General features: G+C 45.7%; 22 protein-coding genes and 1 tRNA gene. 3 read left to right on the forward strand and 20 right to left on the reverse strand.

What is annotated here, in order from left to right:
• The 9 genes from atpD to Q0460_RS08295 form a co-directional block, all read right to left on the reverse strand.
• Positions 1-1,287: F0F1 ATP synthase subunit beta (atpD, locus tag Q0460_RS08255; protein ID WP_299086303.1), on the reverse strand; the 1,287-nt coding region annotated here is incomplete at its 3' end.
• Between the two features lie 11 nt (positions 1,288-1,298).
• Positions 1,299-2,207, reverse strand: coding sequence for an ATP synthase F1 subunit gamma (atpG, locus tag Q0460_RS08260; RefSeq protein WP_299086304.1), 909 nt, complete (start codon positions 2,205-2,207; stop codon positions 1,299-1,301).
• Positions 2,208-2,219: 12 nt separating this feature from the next.
• Positions 2,220-3,734 (reverse strand): F0F1 ATP synthase subunit alpha, encoded by a 1,515-nt coding sequence (gene atpA / locus Q0460_RS08265; protein ID WP_005869639.1) that lies wholly within the window; start codon positions 3,732-3,734, stop codon positions 2,220-2,222.
• Positions 3,735-3,745: 11 nt separating this feature from the next.
• A complete protein-coding gene (locus Q0460_RS08270; protein WP_299086305.1) occupies positions 3,746-4,276 on the reverse strand; it encodes a F0F1 ATP synthase subunit delta in 531 nt (176 codons plus the stop codon).
• Positions 4,276-4,791: a F0F1 ATP synthase subunit B gene (locus tag Q0460_RS08275; protein WP_299086306.1), complete on the reverse strand. Its 516-nt coding sequence runs from the start codon at positions 4,789-4,791 to the stop codon at positions 4,276-4,278. The genes Q0460_RS08270 and Q0460_RS08275 overlap by 1 nt, the downstream gene beginning before the upstream one ends.
• Before the next feature lie 10 nt (positions 4,792-4,801).
• Positions 4,802-5,224, reverse strand: a complete 423-nt coding sequence (locus Q0460_RS08280; protein WP_299086307.1) for a F0F1 ATP synthase subunit B' — start codon at positions 5,222-5,224, stop codon at positions 4,802-4,804.
• Between the two features lie 74 nt (positions 5,225-5,298).
• Positions 5,299-6,162: a ParB/RepB/Spo0J family partition protein gene (locus tag Q0460_RS08285; RefSeq protein ID WP_299086308.1), complete on the reverse strand. Its 864-nt coding sequence runs from the start codon at positions 6,160-6,162 to the stop codon at positions 5,299-5,301.
• Positions 6,150-6,941, reverse strand: a complete 792-nt coding sequence (locus Q0460_RS08290; protein ID WP_177389424.1) for an AAA family ATPase — start codon at positions 6,939-6,941, stop codon at positions 6,150-6,152. The genes Q0460_RS08285 and Q0460_RS08290 overlap by 13 nt, the downstream gene beginning before the upstream one ends.
• A complete protein-coding gene (locus Q0460_RS08295) occupies positions 6,938-7,573 on the reverse strand; it encodes a biotin--[acetyl-CoA-carboxylase] ligase (protein WP_299086309.1) in 636 nt (211 codons plus the stop codon). The genes Q0460_RS08290 and Q0460_RS08295 overlap by 4 nt, the downstream gene beginning before the upstream one ends.
• A 265-nt stretch (positions 7,574-7,838) precedes the next feature.
• Between Q0460_RS08295 and Q0460_RS08300 the strand changes: the two genes are divergently transcribed.
• Complete coding sequence (locus tag Q0460_RS08300; protein ID WP_299086310.1) at positions 7,839-8,063, forward strand: hypothetical protein; 225 nt, start codon at positions 7,839-7,841, stop codon at positions 8,061-8,063.
• A 42-nt stretch (positions 8,064-8,105) separates the two neighbouring features.
• Here Q0460_RS08300 and fmt read toward each other — a convergent pair whose 3' ends face one another.
• From fmt to rplU, 5 genes are all read right to left on the reverse strand, one after another.
• Positions 8,106-9,026, reverse strand: coding sequence for a methionyl-tRNA formyltransferase (gene fmt / locus Q0460_RS08305; protein ID WP_299086311.1), 921 nt, complete (start codon positions 9,024-9,026; stop codon positions 8,106-8,108).
• 186 nt (positions 9,027-9,212) lie between these two features.
• Positions 9,213-9,554 (reverse strand): hypothetical protein, encoded by a 342-nt coding sequence (locus Q0460_RS08310; RefSeq protein ID WP_299086312.1) that lies wholly within the window; start codon positions 9,552-9,554, stop codon positions 9,213-9,215.
• A gap of 126 nt (positions 9,555-9,680) precedes the next feature.
• Positions 9,681-10,736 carry a GTPase ObgE gene (obgE, locus tag Q0460_RS08315; RefSeq protein WP_299086313.1) on the reverse strand — a complete coding sequence of 352 codons (1,056 nt, stop codon included), beginning with the start codon at positions 10,734-10,736 and terminating at the stop codon, positions 9,681-9,683.
• A 109-nt stretch (positions 10,737-10,845) separates the two neighbouring features.
• A complete protein-coding gene (gene rpmA / locus Q0460_RS08320) occupies positions 10,846-11,103 on the reverse strand; it encodes a 50S ribosomal protein L27 (RefSeq protein WP_291938329.1) in 258 nt (85 codons plus the stop codon).
• 10 nt (positions 11,104-11,113) lie between these two features.
• Positions 11,114-11,422, reverse strand: coding sequence for a 50S ribosomal protein L21 (gene rplU / locus Q0460_RS08325; RefSeq protein ID WP_040303368.1), 309 nt, complete (start codon positions 11,420-11,422; stop codon positions 11,114-11,116).
• Between the two features lie 220 nt (positions 11,423-11,642).
• On the opposite strand from rplU, the gene Q0460_RS08330 reads away from it, so the two are divergent.
• The gene (locus tag Q0460_RS08330; RefSeq protein ID WP_040303372.1) at positions 11,643-12,071 is read left to right on the forward strand and encodes a hypothetical protein; all 429 of its coding nucleotides are present in this window, start codon (positions 11,643-11,645) and stop codon (positions 12,069-12,071) included.
• A gap of 158 nt (positions 12,072-12,229) precedes the next feature.
• Positions 12,230-12,691: a DUF411 domain-containing protein gene (locus Q0460_RS08335; RefSeq protein WP_299086314.1), complete on the forward strand. Its 462-nt coding sequence runs from the start codon at positions 12,230-12,232 to the stop codon at positions 12,689-12,691.
• Positions 12,692-12,853: 162 nt separating this feature from the next.
• Here the strand turns inward: Q0460_RS08335 and Q0460_RS08340 are convergent.
• The 6 genes from Q0460_RS08340 to Q0460_RS08365 all read right to left on the reverse strand — a co-directional run.
• A tRNA-Gln gene (locus tag Q0460_RS08340) sits at positions 12,854-12,927 on the reverse strand.
• A gap of 966 nt (positions 12,928-13,893) precedes the next feature.
• Complete coding sequence (locus Q0460_RS08345; protein ID WP_299086315.1) at positions 13,894-14,964, reverse strand: HAD family hydrolase; 1,071 nt, start codon at positions 14,962-14,964, stop codon at positions 13,894-13,896.
• Between the two features lie 66 nt (positions 14,965-15,030).
• Positions 15,031-16,053 carry an OmpA family protein gene (locus tag Q0460_RS08350; RefSeq protein WP_297883041.1) on the reverse strand — a complete coding sequence of 341 codons (1,023 nt, stop codon included), beginning with the start codon at positions 16,051-16,053 and terminating at the stop codon, positions 15,031-15,033.
• Between the two features lie 99 nt (positions 16,054-16,152).
• Complete coding sequence (rpsI, locus tag Q0460_RS08355) at positions 16,153-16,542, reverse strand: 30S ribosomal protein S9 (protein ID WP_005869670.1); 390 nt, start codon at positions 16,540-16,542, stop codon at positions 16,153-16,155.
• A 2-nt stretch (positions 16,543-16,544) separates the two neighbouring features.
• On the reverse strand, positions 16,545-16,970 hold the full coding sequence (gene rplM, locus Q0460_RS08360) for a 50S ribosomal protein L13 (protein ID WP_005869672.1): 426 nt from the start codon (positions 16,968-16,970) through the stop codon (positions 16,545-16,547).
• Between the two features lie 115 nt (positions 16,971-17,085).
• The coding region (locus tag Q0460_RS08365) for a UvrD-helicase domain-containing protein (protein ID WP_299086316.1) at positions 17,086-19,022 on the reverse strand (1,937 nt) is incomplete at its 5' end.

The raw sequence follows: 19,022 nt of genomic DNA on the forward strand, positions 1-19,022 counted from the left end.
CGCGATAGTCTCCTCTAGTGAGATATATTTGCCGGGGCTTCCGGTAAATACCTCGGCTACGAAAAACGGCTGAGATAGGTAGCGCTCGATCTTTCTAGCCCGCTCGACCACGAGTTTATCCTCTTCGCTAAGCTCGTCCATACCCAAAATCGCGATAATGTCTTGCAAATCTTTGTATTTTTGAAGCACTGCTTGGACGCCGCGAGCGACCTTGTAATGCTCCTCACCGATGATTTGCGGATCGAGCATTCTTGAGGTAGAATCAAGCGGATCGACGGCAGGATAAATTCCTTTTTCGGCGATCGCTCTGTTTAAAACGGTCGTCGCATCAAGGTGCGCAAAAACGGTCGCAGGAGCCGGGTCAGTAAGGTCGTCCGCAGGCACGTAAACGGCCTGAACGGAGGTGATGGAGCCCTTCTTGGTCGAAGTGATGCGCTCTTGCAATTTACCCATTTCGCTAGCAAGCGTAGGCTGATAGCCGACCGCGGACGGAATTCGTCCTAAAAGCGCGGACATCTCTGAACCCGACTGCGAGAAGCGGAAGATATTATCAATAAACATCAAAACGTCAAGCCCTAGCTCGTCGCGGAAATACTCGGCCATTGTAAGACCGGTTAGCGCGATACGGTTTCTCGCTCCCGGCGGCTCGTTCATCTGGCCGTAGGTCAAGGCGACTTTATCCAAAACGCCCGATTCTTTCATCTCGTTATAAAGGTCGTTTCCCTCTCTCGTTCGTTCGCCGACGCCCGCAAATACGGAGTAACCGCTGTGTTTGAAAGCGACGTTGTGGATTAGCTCCATGATGATGACAGTCTTGCCGACGCCAGCACCGCCGAATAGTCCTACCTTACCACCCTTTGCGTAAGGGGCGAGCAGATCGACTACCTTAATGCCGGTTTCAAAAATTTCACTCTTCGTGCTTTGATTTTCAAAGCTAGGCGGATCTCTGTGAATGGACCAGCGGGTTTCAAATTTCTCATCCTCGCCCTCGTCGATCAGATCGCCCGTGACATTAAAAATTCTACCCAAAACCTTCTCGCCCACTGGCACCGTAATAGGCGCGCCAAGAGCCGTAGCCTCAAGCCCTCGCCTAAGTCCATCGCTCATATCCATAGCGATCGTGCGGACGCGATTGTCTCCAAGGTGCGCGGCTACCTCTAGGATCAGCCTACGATGAGCGCCTTCGACGTCAAATTTAACCTCGATAGCTTCATTAATCTTCGGCAAGTAGTCCTTGAAATCGACATCGACCACGGGACCCATTACCTGAGAAATTATTCCTTTCATCCGTTTTCCTTTCATTTCATTGATTCGACGCCGCTTATGATCTCGATAAGCTCAGTCGTGATAGAGCCTTGTCTGGCTTTGTTATATGCTAAATTTAACTGCGATACGCGCTCCTTAGCGTTGTTTGTCGCATTCTCCATAGCGTTCATTCTCGAGCAGTGCTCCGCTGCCAAAGAGTCAATAAGCGCGTAATACATGCTGTAGCTAAGATAGCTCTGGATTAAATTTAACATCAATGTTTCTTCATCCTCAGGGCTTTCAACCTCTACTTCCAATGTAGATGTTTTTAAAGCATCCTCACTAATCGCAGGCTCTCCGATTGGCACCAACGTATTTACCCGCATCTCTTGGGTAATCATATTCAAATAGCCGTTGTGGACGAGTATGACCTCGTCGGTTTTGCCTTCATTAAAATCCTTAACTGCGGCTTGGACGATTTCATTAGCTTTTTCAGACGATGGAGATGAGCTCACGCCGATATATCGCTCCAAAAGCTCAATGCCTTGAAAATCAAAATACTCTATCCCCTTTTTGCCGACGGCGCGAAGGCGAACCTTGATCTTTTTAGACTTAAGCTCCTCGATCAAAGCTTTGATCTTTTTGATGGTGTTGATATTAAAACCGCCGCAAAGCCCTTTATCTGCGGTAATAAACAGCAAATCAACCACCTTTACCTCTCGAGTGGTATCAAAAATTCTAAGTTTTTCGTCGTTGCCTGAATTATTGCCTACGTAATTTTTAACGCGCGCAGAAATTTCACCCAAGACCTCGTTAATCTTCACCGCATAAGCTCGCGAGCGCATCGCCGCCTCTTTTGTGTTTTTAAGCTTGACGTTGGAGACCAGCTTCATAGCTTTAGTAGTCTTCTCCGTATTTCTGACGCTTTTGATTTGAAGCTTTATATCCTTTAAATTTGCCATAATTTAGCCTTCTTAAGCGGCAAATGTCGCTTTAAAGTCATTTAGAGCCTTGATTAAATTTTCTTCCAAATCCTTCTCGATGGTCTTTTTGCTTCTGATCTCTTCAAAAATTTCAGGATATTTCGCCTCGATATATGGATATAGCTCAGCTTCGAATTTGCCAATTGAGCTCGTAGGCACGTCGTCTAAAAATCCGCGGCTTCCCGCAAAGATGATGACCACTTGATTTTCGACCGGAAGCGGCGAATAAGGAGGCTGCTTTAAAATTTCGACCATTCTTTGTCCGCGATCCAGCTGCTTGCGACTGCTCTCGTCCAAGTCGCTCGCAAACTGCGCAAACGCCTGAAGTTCGCGGTATTGAGCAAGATCTAGGCGCAAGGTTCCCGAGACCTTTTTGATCGCTTTAATCTGCGCGGAACCGCCGACGCGGCTAACCGAAAGACCCACGTTGATCGCAGGGCGAATTCCCGAGTTAAATAGACCCGACTCCAAGAAAATTTGACCATCGGTGATGGAGATAACGTTTGTAGGGATATACGCCGAAACGTCGCCTGCCTGCGTCTCGATAATAGGAAGCGCCGTTAGGCTGCCTGCACCGAGTGCATCGCTTAGCTTGCTAGCGCGCTCAAGCAGGCGGGAGTGCAAGTAAAATACGTCGCCAGGATACGCCTCGCGTCCCGGCGGACGGCGCAAAATAAGTGACATTTCGCGATACGCAACCGCATGCTTGCTCAAATCATCGTAGATGATAAGCGCGTGGCGGGAGTTATCTCTGAAATACTCACCCATCGTGCAGCCCGAATACGGAGCCAAATACTGAAGCGCAGCCGCCTCGCTAGCACCGGCTGCAACTACGATCGTATAATCCATCGCGCCGTATTCTTCAAGCTTTTTAACGACTTGCGCGACGGTAGATTGCTTCTGGCCGATTGCTACGTATATGCAGATGACATCCTGGCCCTTTTGATTGATGATAGTATCAACGGCGACGGTGGTTTTTCCTGTTTGGCGGTCGCCGATGATGAGCTCGCGCTGTCCGCGACCGATCGGCACTAACGCGTCTATCGCTTTAAGACCGGTTTGAAGCGGCTCATGGACGGATTTACGAGCCATGATGCCTTTGGCCTTTTCTTCGACAAATCTAGTATCGCTAGTCTCTATCGCGCCTTTACCGTCGATCGGCTCGCCCAGGGCATTTACTACGCGACCGATCAGAGCATCGCCCACTGGTACGCGCAAAAGCTTACCCAGTCTTTTAACACTACTGCCTTCGTTAATACCGCTAGTATCGCCTAAAATAACGATGCCAACACTGCTCTCCTCCAAATTTAACGCGATACCACGAGCTCCGTTCTCGAACTCGACCATCTCATTAGCCATTACGTTTTTTAAGCCGTAAACATTAGCAACGCCGTCTGCGACCGAAACGACCTTACCGGTTTCTTCGATATCAACGCTAAGATCGAAATTTTCGATTCGCTCTTTGATTATGCTGCTGATTTCGTCTGCCTTAATTTTCGCACCCACGCTTTACTCCTTTAAATTGCTTTTAAAATATATTCGCTCATTTTTTGTTTCAATCTATCAACTGAAAAACTAATCTCAAATCCAAGATCCTCGACTTCGATCTTAATACCCTCAAGCTCGCTTTTAACGGGTTGCAGAGTAATATCTGCATTAAATTTCTTTGAAATTTTAGCCTCTAGCTCTTTTATTTTCGCGACGTCTATTTCGGTAGCGGAATAAATTTTACCTAAGTATTTATTATCCAGCGCCGCAATATTCTTGCGCAGTTCCTCGACTATCTGCGGGATCAGCGCAATACGCCTATTCTTAGCTAAAAGTTTAATAAAATTTACTATTTTTTCGCTTGGATTTTTTATAAACGACGCAATAAGTTCCACTTTGGATTCCTCTTTTAGCGTCGGAGATTTTACAATATCTCGGAATTTTGGAATTCTAAATGCACTCGCGACGCTCTCGAGCGTCTGCAAAACAGAGCATAGTTCATCTTTTTTATAGCTCAGTATCAGGGCGTTTACATATCTTTTTGAGGTGTTATTTATCATCATCCGACCTTTTTCTCTACGATTTTAACCAGCTTATCTTGACCGAATTTAATATCATCCGATGCAAAAACATCATCCAGTATCTCGCTTACGACCTCTTTTTTCATCTTGCGCGCTTCAAAGCTTTTCTGTTCGTCGAAAGATTTTTGCAAATTCGCAATCTCTTGCTCGGTTGCATTTTTTATCTTTTCGGCAGCGAACACGATCTCTTTTTTAGCGGTTTCGATTAAAGCTGCGCCTTGAACCTTGGCATCTTGTAGATCTTTTTTAGCTTGCTCTTTGCGAGCTGCGGACTCTTTTAAAATTTTTTGATTAGCTTCAAGTCTAGATGCAATGCCGTCGATTCTACCTTGATATGCTGCTTTTGCGGGACCTTTTAAAAGATAAAACAAAATTCCGAAAAACAAAATGAAATTTATGCTTCGCCACAGCACGTCGTAGTCTTTGACTCCATCGTGCCCACCGCTTGCTAAAACAAACGCCGGAATGATAAATAAAAATAGATATTTTTTCATACTAAAAACCTCATACTTTAGCCACGGCAGTGCTCAGGGCATTTTTAAATTCCGGAATTTTGGCTTGCAAATCATTTCTTAGGTTGCGCTTTTGCTCATCCAAACCGCCTAAAAATTGATCAAAATCCTCCTCCATCGCGGCTTTTTTCTCGGCTATTTCTCTGGCGGCAGCCTGCTTCGCGCTATCCATCGCCTCTTGCTTTATTTTAACAGCTTGCAACTTCGCAGCATCCATGATTCGTACGATCTCTGCTTTATCGGCATCTGCATCCTGCGCGTTTTTCATCGCATTTGCCTCATCTTCTTTAATAATGGCCTCTCGCTTTTCCATATGCGAAAGTAGCGGTCTATAAAGCTTGATATTTAAGAAGTAAATCAAAGCTAAAAATACGACGATGGTCGTTATCATGGCGGTCAAACTTACGTCTAGCATCGCACCTCCTCCAGGTTAGTTTTAAACAAAATGCGTATTTTACAATATGAAAAATTAAAATACACTATAAAAAATCATCCGATTTTCTTTAAAAACTCGGAAATTTGTAAAATTTCGCTAAATTCGATCGAAATTTTACGCTCTTTGATACTTATTTTACCAAATTGATCAAGCTTGGCCTTTAGCTTTAAAAGCTCAGGCTTGAAGCTTTGAAATTCCGCACCAGGCTTTTTCTCTTTCGGAACGGTTTTATCTTTGAGCTTTTTTACTAAATTTTCGGTATCTCTTACGCTTAGACGCTGTCCTAAAATGGTATTTAGCGCTAAAATTTGATCCTCTTTTTCAAGTCCAACCATTATCTTGGCGTGCCCTTGCGAAATTTTATCTGCGCTTATGGCGTCTTGCACTTCGGAGCATAAATTTAAAAGTCTTAGCGTGTTGGTAATCTGCGTGCGGGACTTTTTGATGATGTCGGCTAACTCCTCTTGCGTAATCCTATATTCGCCGATAAGCTCCTTATAGGACTTAGCAAGCTCGATAGGATTTAGATCCTCGCGCTGTATATTTTCGATGAGGGCAAGCTCTCTTAAATTTTGAGATTTTATGTCCGCGACTACGGCTTTGATTTTACTCTCGCCCAAAAGCTTCGTCGCTCTTAGACGTCGCTCGCCGGCGATCAGGACGTAAGAGTCATCTTTTTGAATAACAATGATAGGCTGAATAAGCCCGTGGCGAGCGATGCTCTCGCTTAGCTGCCTAAGCGCCTCCTCATCGAAGCTCTGCCGCGGTTGATATGGATTTGGCTCAATTTTATCGACATCGATTTCGATGATTAAGCTATCGGCATTTCCGCTTTCTAGCTCCCTGTTATAGGAGCTTTCTACGTCGTCTAAAATCGCACCGAGCCCACGCCCGAGCGCTCTTTTTACCTTGCCCATTTTTGCTCCATTATGGATTTAGCGAGGTCTTGATAGGCGATGGAACCAGCAGATTTTATATCGTATAAAACCACCGGCTTGCCAAAGCTTGGGCTTTCGGCTAGCTTAATATTGCGCGGGATGATGACTAGATCATCACTCTTGCCGATACGAAAGAGCTTATCGTCGAAATACTCGCGTAAATTCGCAACTGTCTCTTTGGCGAGATTGTTTTGCAAACTATACATCGTAGGCAAAAATCCACGAATTTTTAAATTTTTATTGAGCGTTTGCTTGACGACTTTTACGGTATTTAGGATCAACGCGACGCCTTCAAGTGCATAGAATTCGCACTGAATCGGGATAATTACGCTATCGCTTGCGACCAAGGCATTTACCGTAATGCTACCAAGCGTCGGCGGCGAATCGATGATGATGAAATCGTATCTATCCTTAACCTCGGAAATTTTATTTTTTAGCATTAGTTTGAAGTCTTTCTCTTCGCTTACTTCGCGCTCGATGCCTACAAGTCCGATATTTGACGGCACCAGATCCATAAACTCAAGTTCGGTCTTTTGGATCACTTCGGACATGCTCTTACGCCCCGTTAGAACGTGATAAATGTTAAATTCAAAGTCGCTGCGGTTAAAGCCAAGCCCGGTCGTAGCGTTCGCCTGAGGGTCTACATCGATCAGTAGAACCCGCTTTTTCTTTATCGCTAACGACGCAGCGAGATTAACCGCTGTGGTCGTCTTTCCGACGCCGCCTTTTTGATTGGCAATCGTAATTACTTCACTCATCTTAAAGCATAAACCCTTTCTTCGTTTATTATGATCGATCCGTCCTCGCAAAGTTTAGCCTGCGCAAGCGAAATTTTTTCGCCGCCTAGATGAACGCTAAATTTTTGCGATTTTTGGAATTGTAACGAAAAATTTCTAAAAATTTGCTTCCACAAGATTTTATTTTCATATAGCGCAAAAAAGCCCTCTATAGCGTCTTTTGCGCTGATTTTTATATCTAAAATTCCCGCATATTCGGGTGCGCCGAGTAGGTTCATGCCGATGCCGCAGACGAGGGTATTTTTGATCTTATTCGTCATCGTTCCGCCGATTTTGCGCTCGCCTAGATAAAAATCGTTGGGCCATTTTAGCCAAAGCTGAGAGCCGAGCGATGCTAGAAGCTCCTGCATAATCATCGCAAAATATATGCTCGCCGACTGAGGCGGCACATCTGCGGGCAGATCCGTTTGAGCGACACAGAACGAAAATGCGAGATTGCCGCTTGCGCTCTGCCAGTCGTTGCCGCGCGAGCCGATACCCGCGATCTGACGATCCGCCGCGATCGCAAAGGGCGGCGCTATCCTGCCTTCGCGCACGGCGTCTACTAAAAACTCCTGCGTAGAGGGCATTTGCTCTACAAATTCTACTTGCAAAACCCGCTCCTTGCGTAAGACGAAGGGCTCGCCTTGAAATATTGCAAACGTTTAAATTCCGCGTAGCGATAGAATTTTGAGACAAGATAAAATTTAGCATGATTAAATTTTACGACATAGTGAAATTTTGTGCGATGAAATTTTGCGATCTTGCTAAATTTTTCGGTAACGCGGATTTTCCTAGCGGCACTTTGATAAAATTTTAAAGCTTTATCTTGAAAAAATTCTGCGGTACAATTATGGAATTTTAAATGGTGCGTGTTCGGTGCGACGCTGCAAAGTCTGCAACCGCGGTGGCGAAATTTTAAGCTCCTGCGAGCGTAAAATTTTAGAGCATAGAAGCGAGGTTTTAAAATTTTATAAAGCCTTGATTTTGGAGCTTCACTTTGAAATTCCGCGCGGTAAAATTTTACTTCACGATTGCGGTGATACCCAAAGCAGAATTTCGCCGCGACGCCAAAAGCGCGGCGCAAATAAAATCCCAGCATAGCATCATAAGCGCGGCATGAAACGCGAGAATTTAAAATCCTGCTTAGCATAGCAGATCACCGATCTTTAGCCGTTTGCCGTTTAGATATGCGCTAGCGTCCACGGGCTTTTTGCCTGGCTCTTGCACCTTCATGATCTTAACAGCGCCCTCGCCGCAAGAAACGCAAAAACTGGGCTTATCAATGTGTAGAATTTCGCCCGCGCGTTCAAATTTACGCCCGCAAAATTCGCGCAAAAGCTCTAGTTCTAAAATTTTTAGCCCGCTAGCTAGATATATCCCCGGCCAGGGCGTTAGCGCGCGAAATTTATTATAAATTTGCCGTGCGCTTTCCTCAAAGCTAAAAAGCCCGTCTGATTTGCTTATTTTTTTGCAGTGCGTAGCCTGCGCGCCCTCTTGCTTTAGCGGCGTTAATTTTGCAAAATTTCGCAGCGTTTTTACGATCAGCTCGCCCGCCAGATTCCCTAGCTCATCAAACAGCTGTGCCGCCGTTTTATCCTCGCAAGGCGTGTAGGCAAAATCAAGCATATCGCCCGTGTCAAGCCCCGCGTCCATTAACATCGCCGTTACGCCCGTCTGCTTTTCGCCCGCCAAGATCGCGCTTTGAATGGGGCTTGCGCCGCGGTATTTAGGCAGGATCGAAGCGTGTAGATTTATGCAAGGCGCGATATCAAGGACGGCCTGCGGTAAAATTTTACCGTATGCGGCAACCACGATGAAATCGGGCTTTAGCTCTTTTATCTGCGCTCGGGCCGCTTCGTCTTTTAAACTCGCTGGCTGAAAGATCGGCACGGCGGGCAGATGTTGCTGCGCGTAAACTTTAACCTCGCTAGGCGTTAAAATTTGCTTCCTACCGACGGGTTTATCGGGCTGCGTAAAAACGGCCGCGATCTCAAATTTCGCCTCCGCAAGCGCGCGTAAAATTTTAGCCGCATACTCGGGCGTTCCCATAAAAACTATATTCATTCTTTTCCTTTAAATTTAGCCAAATCACGGCGCGAGCGATCATGCAGGCACCAATCGTGCTCGAAACAAATTTTACGCAAACCGCGGAGTAAAACCGGTTCGTACCCGCTCGCGGGAAGTAAAATTTATACGCATCGCACAAACCAAACCCCGCGCAAAAGGCCGTATCATTGCCGTTTTTCGCGCTTATTTGACGGCGGATTGATTTTTATCCTCGAATCCGTCCGGCCAAGGCCAAAAAGCGCACGGATCTTCGGACCAATAAATCTTTGCAGACGATTTCGCTCCCAGCTCATCAAGGCTAATCTTGCCGTCACGATTAGCGTCCAACCTCTTAAATTCCGAGCCTGAGCGCAGATTTAGCTCTACTCTCAGCCCAGACGGCACCTCGCTCGCCATCCACTCCTGCAAGCTCAGCGCACCGTCGTTATCTTTGTCATTAAACTCCATAAAATTCGGCACCGGATCGGCGGGATCGCAACCGTATGCGCCGAAACATAACAGCGCAAGTATAAAAATTTTATTCATTTTGCCTTCTTAAATTTTATCTTTTTGCGGCGTTTGCGAGCGATAAACATAAAATTTACCCACATATTCGGACGCGCTTAAGGCCTGTGTTCGCAAAAGCCCTCTGCAGCGCGGCTTTAGCGCAACCTACAGCTCCTTTTTAAGCAGCTCAAGCAGGTTAAATTTTAGCTCGTTTATATTTTGTCCCGTCGCCGAGGAGATCGGCATCACAAAAAACGGCTTAGAGGCGTCAAGCTCATAAATATCTTGTTTAAATTTCATCTCGCCAGCCGTGCCCGCAAATCCCAAATGCGACAAAAACGCGTCAAATTTTTCCTGCAAATTTTCGGCCGCGTCCGCGCGAGTTAATGCGATCGCGTAGTCTCTTTTTGCTAGCTCGCCGGAAAATTTCGCCGTCTCGGCCCGCAGCGCGTCAAACTGCTCCTCAAGGCTGCGGTAGTTTGCAAGATCGAGCATAAAAAGTAAAATTTTAGTGCGCTCGACATGTTTTAAAAACTGCACGCCAAGCCCGCGCCCTTCGCTTGCGCCCTCGATGATGCCAGGGATATCGGCCATGACAAAGCCGCTGTATTCGTCAACCTCGACGAGACCGAGCTTTGGCGTGAGCGTGGTAAACTCGTAGTTTGCGATCTGGGGTTTGGCGTTTGAGACGGTCGAGATTAGCGTGCTTTTGCCCACGTTTGGAAAGCCTACGAGCCCAACGTCTGCGATGAGTTTTAGCTCCAAGCGCACCTCGCGCGTCTGCCCCTCTAGGCCTTTTTGCGCGTATTCGGGGGCTTGATTAATCGAGCTTTTAAAGTGCACGTTGCCAAGCCCGCCTTTGCCGCCTTTTAAAAACAGCCTCGTCTCGCCGTCATTTAGCATATCAAGCACCAGCTCGCCGCTATCCTCGTCGTAAACGCTGGTGCCGGGAGGGACGATGAGATAGAGATCCTCACCGCTTTTGCCGGTCTTTTTGCGACCCTCGCCGGGCGCGCCGTTTTGCGCTTTAAACTCCCGCTTGCCCTTGTAGGATGAGAGGGTGTGGGAGTTCTTATCTACTTTGAAATACACGTCGCCGCCGTCGCCACCGTCGCCACCGTCGGGACCGCCTGAGATGACGAATTTTTCGCGGCGGAAGCTGACGCAACCTGCGCCGCCGCCCCCTGATTTGACGCTAAGCTTTACGCTGTCTATGAACATAGCTATCCTTAAATTTAAAACGGCAATTATAGCCAAATGAGTTGAAGATAATTTTTAAACGGATGAAATTTAAAAGAGGGGCTTGCGCCCCCGAAGATTTTAGCGGTAATTACGCGGCTGGATAAACCGACACTTTTTTGCGGTTTTTGTCTTTTCGCTCAAATTTTACGACGCCGTCGATCAACGCGAAAATCGTGTGATCGCTACCCATGCCTACGTTGCAACCCGGGTGCGTCGCAGTGCCGCGCTGGCGGATAATGATGTTGCCCGCGCGAACGAACTCGCCGCCGAATTTTTTGACGCCTAAGCGGCGTCCAATGGAATCTCTATTATTTTGGGTTGAGCCTTGACCTTTTTTGTGTGCCATTTCCTATCCTTTATGCATTAATCGAAACGACTTTGACGCGGGTGTATTGGCGTCTGAAGCCACGTTTTACTTTTGAATCTTTGCGTCTGCGTTTTTTGAAGATAACGACTTTTTTATCCTTGCCTTCGCAAACGACCTCCAAAACCACCTTGGCACCCTTTACAAACGGTGCTCCTACCTTTAACTCGCCGTCATTTAGCGCTAAAACTTCGCTAAGCTCGAGCTTTGCTTTCGGCTCTGCATTAAAATGGTCTAAATTTAGGTAGTTGCCCTCTTCGACCTTATACTGCTTGCCGCCGTGTTTGATGATAGCATACATCAAAAATCCTTTAAAATTTGGTAGCCAAAAAGGCATTTGCCATGCAAAATTTAAAAGCCCGTTTGGTATGAAATGTTGCAATATTATCTCAAATTTTATAAATTCCTACTGAAACGCCTCGCAAAATTCCTACGAAATTTCAAATTTCAAGGGCTCGGATTTATTTTAAACTAAAGATAAATGTGCTACTATCGCAACGAAATTTTTGAAGGAGAATTTTATGAGAAATTTAATAGCTGCGCTCGTAGCAGCGGTATTTTTTATCGGTTGTTCCAACTGGAATATATCCAACGAACCAAGCGGAGTACGCAATCAAACAAAATCCCAAAGCAGCAAAACAAATATCGGCGGCGTAAATGATAAAGTCCAAGAGGTTTCCACCGCAGGCACCACCGATATGGTCGAAACGACCTTGCCCGATAGCACAGGTATGACTAATGCGCCGAAAGACCGCAGCGATGCATTTCATATCAATCAAGTAATTTCTGCGTGGAATAAACAGCCAGACTCCATCAAAACAACCGAAGACAATGGCAATATCTACACCTGGAAAAACTATAAGCCAGGCTGCGACGTATCACTTACCAGCGACTCGGAAGGCTACGTATCAAAATCCGCTATCAAATCAGCACTCTCTCAGTGCCTATAACCAACTTATCCGCGACGCCGAAATTTTAAAATTTCGTAAAATTTCGGCTTACGAGCGGGTCTGCTTCGTCAAATTTAATCTTAGAGTTATATGGTTCGCTCTTAAAAATTTACTATACGTATTGTATAATCGAGGACTTTTAATCACTGGAGTAAAATATGAAGAAAATTTTATTTGTAGGTGCGCTTTTAGCGGCATTAGGTAGCTATGCGGCGGCGAGCGAACATGTCAAGGTCTATCACGGCGAGAGTTGCGGCTGTTGTCACAACTGGGCAAAATACATGGAGCAAAACGGATTTGAAGTCGAGATGATTTCGCTGGCTGACGAGCCGCTTATCCAGAAGAAGAATGAGCTTGGGCTTCCGCTAGAGCTCGCTAGCTGCCACACCGCGATCATAGACGGATATGTAGTCGAAGGGCATATGCCAATAGGCGAAATCCACACGTTACTAAAAAATAAGCCTAAAGACGTTATCGGCATAGCAGTACCTGGAATGCCGCTAGAAGCGCCAGGTATGGAGCAAGGCTCACAGCCCGAGGTCTATGATGTGGTAGCGTTTAAAAAAGACGGCTCATATCAAAGCATTGCCACTTACAAAGGCAAAGAAAAAATCAAATAATCCGCCGCTTTAAAGCGGCAACTTACTTATTAGCTCGCTAAAATTTGCCTATTTTATGGCTCGACGCAATTTACTTTAGCCGGCGAATGCTGCCACTATATGCAAAAATGACGCGCAAATTAATTTCAAAAACTAGCATGATAAAGGAAATTAAAATTCGGATGGATGGGCTAATAGGGGTCGAACCTATATTCACAAATCCAGAGTTTGTTGTCCTGCCATTAGACGATAGCCCATTGCGGAAGCCGTATTTTATAGAATTTTGCTTTAAAAAAGCATAAGAGCGGGCGGAATTTTAAAATTTCGTAAAATTTTAGATCAAATTTAAAGCCCTGCTGCGCCGAAACGATAAAATTCAAACGCAAAAGCTAACGCTGCTTTCATAGGCTTCGATAAAAGAATATGACTGCTCGCCGAGGAGCTAAATTTTAAAATTTGGCTAGTTTATCCTATATTTGCGCCTTTGTGAGCTATTTGTCGCAGGATGAAATTTTAGCGCATGAGCCCCATATACTGTTTAGTGCTCACCGAGCGGGCGCGGCCTTAAATGCTATAAATCACACCGAAAATCCGCAGCGAGCATAATTGCGACTAAACCAGAATACAGCGCCAAAATAAGTATCAAATAGACTTGCGGCAAGATCGCACAAAAAGCCTATCAAATACTTGCCTCAAGCGAAGCGTAGAATTTATCGCGATTAAGTGGAGTTTAACTAAAATCAAAGCCAAAATTTGAGCGCGAAGCTTGCATAAAATTTCTTGCAAAAGCCCTTTGCGGGCTCAAAAAACATTGCGAAATTACATAAAATTTGACTACGGTGAAATTTTCTTATACATTGTGTTAATACAAACCGAAAGTGAATAGAACACAATTACTCGAGGTAGCAAAATTTTCCCATACGTCGTTAATACCGAACATTGATAAATCAGACAAGCACTATGGACAAATTGAAATATTCCCGTACATTGTTAGTTCGGCATAGGCTATTTTGCCAGACCAGAGCAGAAAGATGCGAAATTTAACTCCGCGTATCGCTTGAACACTTAGAAGGCGCCTTGTCCCTCCAGCTAAATAACGCGGACATTTATATCGCGCGCTGTTTAAAATGCGAATAATTGGAATTTTAAATCTCGAGCGCGAATTCGCTTAAGTATTTGCAAAAATAGCGCATTGAAGCTATAAAAATTTCGCTCCGTCGCGCCTAAAATTTCGATGAAATTCCGCGTATTAGCTCAACCGCCTCTTTTGCGTCCGCGCATACGAACTCGAAATGCGCCCGTAGCTCCGAGGTGCTGCCGTAGCCGCAGCTTACGCCCACGCTTCGCACTCCCGCTGCACGCGCCGCCTCTGCATCGAGCCACGTATCACCTATCATAAAGATGTTTCCAAAATACGGATTTTCGCTGCAAACTTCGGCGTCGCAATGGGCGAAATTTTGCACGGAACCGTCCTGTATTTCGCTACAGCACGCTTCGCTTTCATAGCCTCTGCTGTCTGGATCCTCGACGCCTCTCTCATTGCTGCTTACGTCGCTAGAATTTATAAACGAAATTCCAAAGGAATTCTTGCTCGAAAGATCGCTTAAATTTCGCTCGCAAATTTTGCTCGAATCAAGGTCGGAGGTCGGGGAGCCTAGCAAATCGGATGCTAAAATTTCACCTGGAATCACATCTCTACTACCGGCAACGCTTATTTTTTCATTCGTATCGTGAGTTTTGCCATAGCTCCCATTTTGACTTTCGCCGGCGACCGCAGCGCAATTTTTGCTAGCCGCCTCGCGCCGATTTTTACCCATAGCGATGCTGGAAATTCCTAAATTTTCGAGCGCCTTTAAGATCGGTTCGGCGCTTGGTTTGGGATTTTTCACATCCTCTCGTCCGACGATGGTGCCGAAAAATTCCGCAATACCCAGATGCTGCAATAAAATTTTAGAAAATTTCGACGTCTTGGTCGTCACAACGCCTAAATTTGCAAACTCGCTCGCCGTGCGAACCGCTTCGAACGCACCGCTTAGCAGAACGGTCTGATCCAAAAATATCTGCGCGTATCGTTGCTTATAAGCGAGCACGAAATTATGCACATCGCGCGTCACACCTAGACGCTCAAACATTACCTCTAACGGATGTCCGATAAGCCTTTTTATCGCTTCGTCGCTAGGCTCTGCGGCGTCCAAATGCGCAAACGCGTAGTGAAAGCCATCCAGTATCGCGGGCGTGGAGTCTATGAGCGTGCCGTCCAGATCGAAAAGCAGAGTGGTTTGGAAATTTGGCATTTTAAAATTTAATTTGGATATAAAAAAAGCGGAGCCGAAACTCCGCTTATGTGGATCTAGAAAAGATTATTTTCTAAATTTAGCATCAACGCGTCTATTTTGAGCGCGGCCTGCTTTAGTAGCGTTTGTAGCGATAGGCTTAGTCTCGCCGTATCCTACAGTGGTGATTCTGCTAGCATCTACGCCGAAGCTCTTAAGCGCACCTCCAACTGCAGCAGCTCTGCGCTCGGAAAGCTTTTGATTATATGCATTCGAGCCGGTGCTATCGGTGTGACCCTCTAGAATTACTTTGTAATCAGGGTGAGCCACTAGCACGTCGCTTACGTTTTTGATCTGGTTCATAAACTCAGGGGAAATTTTTGAGCTATCTGTAGCGAAATTTACGCCCAAATTTAATCTAATAACCTTCTCGCAGCCATATTCATCAACAACTACGCCAGCAGGTGTGCCTGGGCATCTATCGACATTATCGCATACGCCGTCATTATCTGCGTCTTTGCAGCCTGTAGGAGCCGGAGCGGCAGCCGGAGCTGCATCAGCATATCTCTTGCCAAAATCAACTGCAAAGCCTAGAGTATAGAACAATACGTGGTTGCCGTCGTCAAATCTGATGGCATCGCGTGCCTCAAGTTTTGTAGCGAAATTGTCGGTAATGTAGTATTTTAGACCCAAGCCGTATTGGCCGAAGCCGCTATCTTGATCGCCATCGTTGTAAACGTCTTTAGTGTAATCCATATATCCAAGACCTAGCAAGCCGTATAATTTGAAATTATCGGTAAAATTTACTAAGTCTTTTACAGCATTGATGTGATAATATTTAGCGTCAGGCTTATCGTTGCCTACTCTGTGAGCTAAATCCTCTACGCCAATATTGCGAGAGTAATCAAAACCAACCTCTACTTGATCGATAAACGAATCTTGTAGATTTTTGGCAAGACGTAGACCGAACATAAAATTCGAATCCAAATCCATATTGCCCTCATGAGTCATTCCACCAATAGTAGGGGTGATCTCCCAGTGATAATCAGCATCGCTAGCGAACAATGCGCTGGATGCACATAAGCTTAATGCAAGTAGAACTTTCTTCATTAAACATCCTTTCAAATAAAGTTGTAATTCGATATTACCATAAAATTTTTAAAGAATTTACAAATTTGCGACAATTTCGTCACAAATTTGTAAAAAACATTATCTCTTAGAGAACTGCGGACTTCTACGCGCTTTGCGGCGACCGAATTTCTTTCGCTCAACCACGCGGCTATCGCGAGTTAGCAGACCTTTTGGCTTAAGAGCCGCCCTAAAATCTTTGTCCATCGCGGCAAGCGCTTTTGAAATTCCGTGCTTTAGCGCATCCGCTTGAGCCGAATATCCGCCGCCCAAAGTCTGCGCGGTAATATCCATCGACGTCTCTTGTTTAGTCGCCAAAAGCGGCTGAACGACCCTTAGTTTGATCGCTTCGTGACCGCCTAGCCAGGTGTTTAGATCCATACCGTTTACTACGATCTTGCCGCTTCCGGGTTTTACCCAAACCTTAGCTACGGCAGTTTTTCTCTTTCCGGTTGCATAAATTGTCGCCATGATTATTTTCCTTTTTTAGTTGTTTGCGCAGTATGAGGGTGCTCGCCGCCTTCATATACGAATAGCTTTTTGATCATCGCCTTGCCGAGCTTCGTCTTAGGAAGCATGCCGCGAACCGCAAGTCTGTAGAGCTTTGCGGGATTGTTTTTAAGCAGGTCTTGAAATTTCACACTCTTTACGCTTCCGAAATAGCCCGAGTAGCTGTGATAAAGTTTATCGTCGCCTTTGTTATTGCCGGTAAATACCGCCTTTGAAGCGTTGATGATAACGACGTAATCTCCGCAATCCACGTTTGGAGTGTAGCTTGGTTTGTGTTTGCCGCGTAGCAATACGGCGACTTCGGTAAGCATCCTACCGAATCTTTTATCGGTCGCGTCGATAACGACCCAGTCGCGCTTAACTTCGCTAGGCTTTGTAATTTCTGTCATGGTTTCCGCCTTATTAAAATTTGAGCTGTGATTATATAGAAATATCCTTATGTATAGCTTAATTTAAGCTATTTTTAATATGTCTGTGCTCAAATTTCATCTAAATTTTAAAATTTTATCCCTCCTCATTCACTTCAATCAGCTTAGCGCCCGCAGCCTCGAGAATCAGTACGAAGGCGCGCACCCGCGCATGCGGATAAAACTCGCGGATCACGCTTTTATACCGCGCCACTTGAGCTTTGTTTTGCGCGAGGTATTTTTCGGAGCTTTTGTAGTCAAAAAGCAAAATTTCATCCTGCCCAAAGCACGCCAGATCCACGCGCAAAAGATCACCCTCCGCGCTTTTTATTGGCATTTCTTTATAAGCCCAAGCGCCCTTTATCAGAGCTAAAAATTCCTCGTTTTTGCTTAGGCCAAGCGCCCGTGCCGCGATGTTTTCAAAATCCGCATCGTTTAAAAATTTAGCGTAGCGGCCTCTTGCCAGGCTAACTCCGCGTAAAATTTCATCCGCCGTAAAGCCTTCGCTCATCTCCAGAGCATAGTGCAGCGCCTCGCCGAAATATATCGCGCTTAGCGCTTCCGCTTCGCCGCCGCCTGCTTTTTCTTGCGTGCCTTGAGGCTCGCCCGCTACGAGTGCGATCTTTTTGCGCGACGACTGCTCTTCTGATTTTACGAAGCTCGGGATTACGTAGCCGTATTGAAAATCCGGGATATCCAACCACTTCACGACGCCCGCGCCCTTGGTCTTTTTGGCATAAGGTGAAAAAAAGCTATAATTGTATTGATCTATTTTTGCCTCGGAGCGTTTTACGATGATGAGCGAGCGTTCGGCACGTGTAAATGCCACATAGAGCTTATTTATATCCTCTTCATGCGCAGAGCGATCGTTTTCATTCATTAGCGCCGCAAATTCCGCATCCAGGCTCTTTCTGCTCGCAAATTTATAAAAAATCCTCCACTTATGCGTGGCAAAATCATAGTCTGTCGCGAGCTTTGAGCTCTCGCCCCGGTCTTTTCCTCCGATGCGGTCGCAAACGATTACGTGCGGGAACTGAAGCCCCTTGGACTTATGCACAGTCATAATTTTAATGCCGCTTTGTTCCTTGGCAAATACCTCCGTTTCGTCGTTTGCAAACAGATACTCGCTAAAACTATTAAATTTTGCCAGCGTCTCAAAAAATAGCAGTAGATCCGGATCGACAAAATTTAATTTCAGCGCGCTAGCGATAAATTCTGCCGTTTTTTGCGCGTTTTTATGCAAATCAACCGCTATCTTTTTAAGCCGCCTACCCAAAATCGCTTCGGCGTTTCGCAGATAAATTTCGTCGCCACCTACGCAGAATTTTGCATATTGAATTACGGCATTTACCTGCTCGCTGCAACGCAGAGCCTTATTTGAGCCACTGCAAACCTCGTAAAATTCCGATAGCATCTCTTTTAGCGCGCTTACATGCTCGTTTTTCCAGCATAAAATCGCGATATCATCAGCTCTTACGCCGCACTCCTCAACAAGCCTGCGCGCTTGCTCCGCAGCCCCCTTTAGCACGTCGTCGTATGAAAATGCCGCTACGTAGCCGTAATCGTCGCTTTGCACCTCAAATAGCGGCATTTGTGGATGAGAAAGAGGATAATCCTTGATTTTTTGCAGCACCGAAGCGGGCAGATCGCTATCTAGCTTATTTGCTGCGATTTGATCTTCATAAGATGCAAATTTATCGCGCAAGATCTCATTTACAAATTTTACAATGAGTTTTAAGCTGCGATAATTGCGCGGCAGACTCTGCGTTTTGATTTGACTAAACTGCTCGCGCAAAATATCAAAAATTTTTCTCTCCGCGCCGCGAAATTTATAGATGCTCTGTTTTTTATCGCCTACGTAAAAAAAGCTGCCACAGCGCTCCTCCGCCCCTTTGCCAGCAAGCGCTTCAGAGATTAGAGGCAGCATGATTTCATACTGGCAAATGTCGGTATCTTGGAATTCGTCGATTAAAATATGCGTGATTTTAGAATCGAGCCTGAAATACAAAAGCTCGCGGTTGCTCTGCAATGCCT

The organism is uncultured Campylobacter sp. (assembly GCF_937980635.1).
Classification (GTDB): domain Bacteria; phylum Campylobacterota; class Campylobacteria; order Campylobacterales; family Campylobacteraceae; genus Campylobacter_B.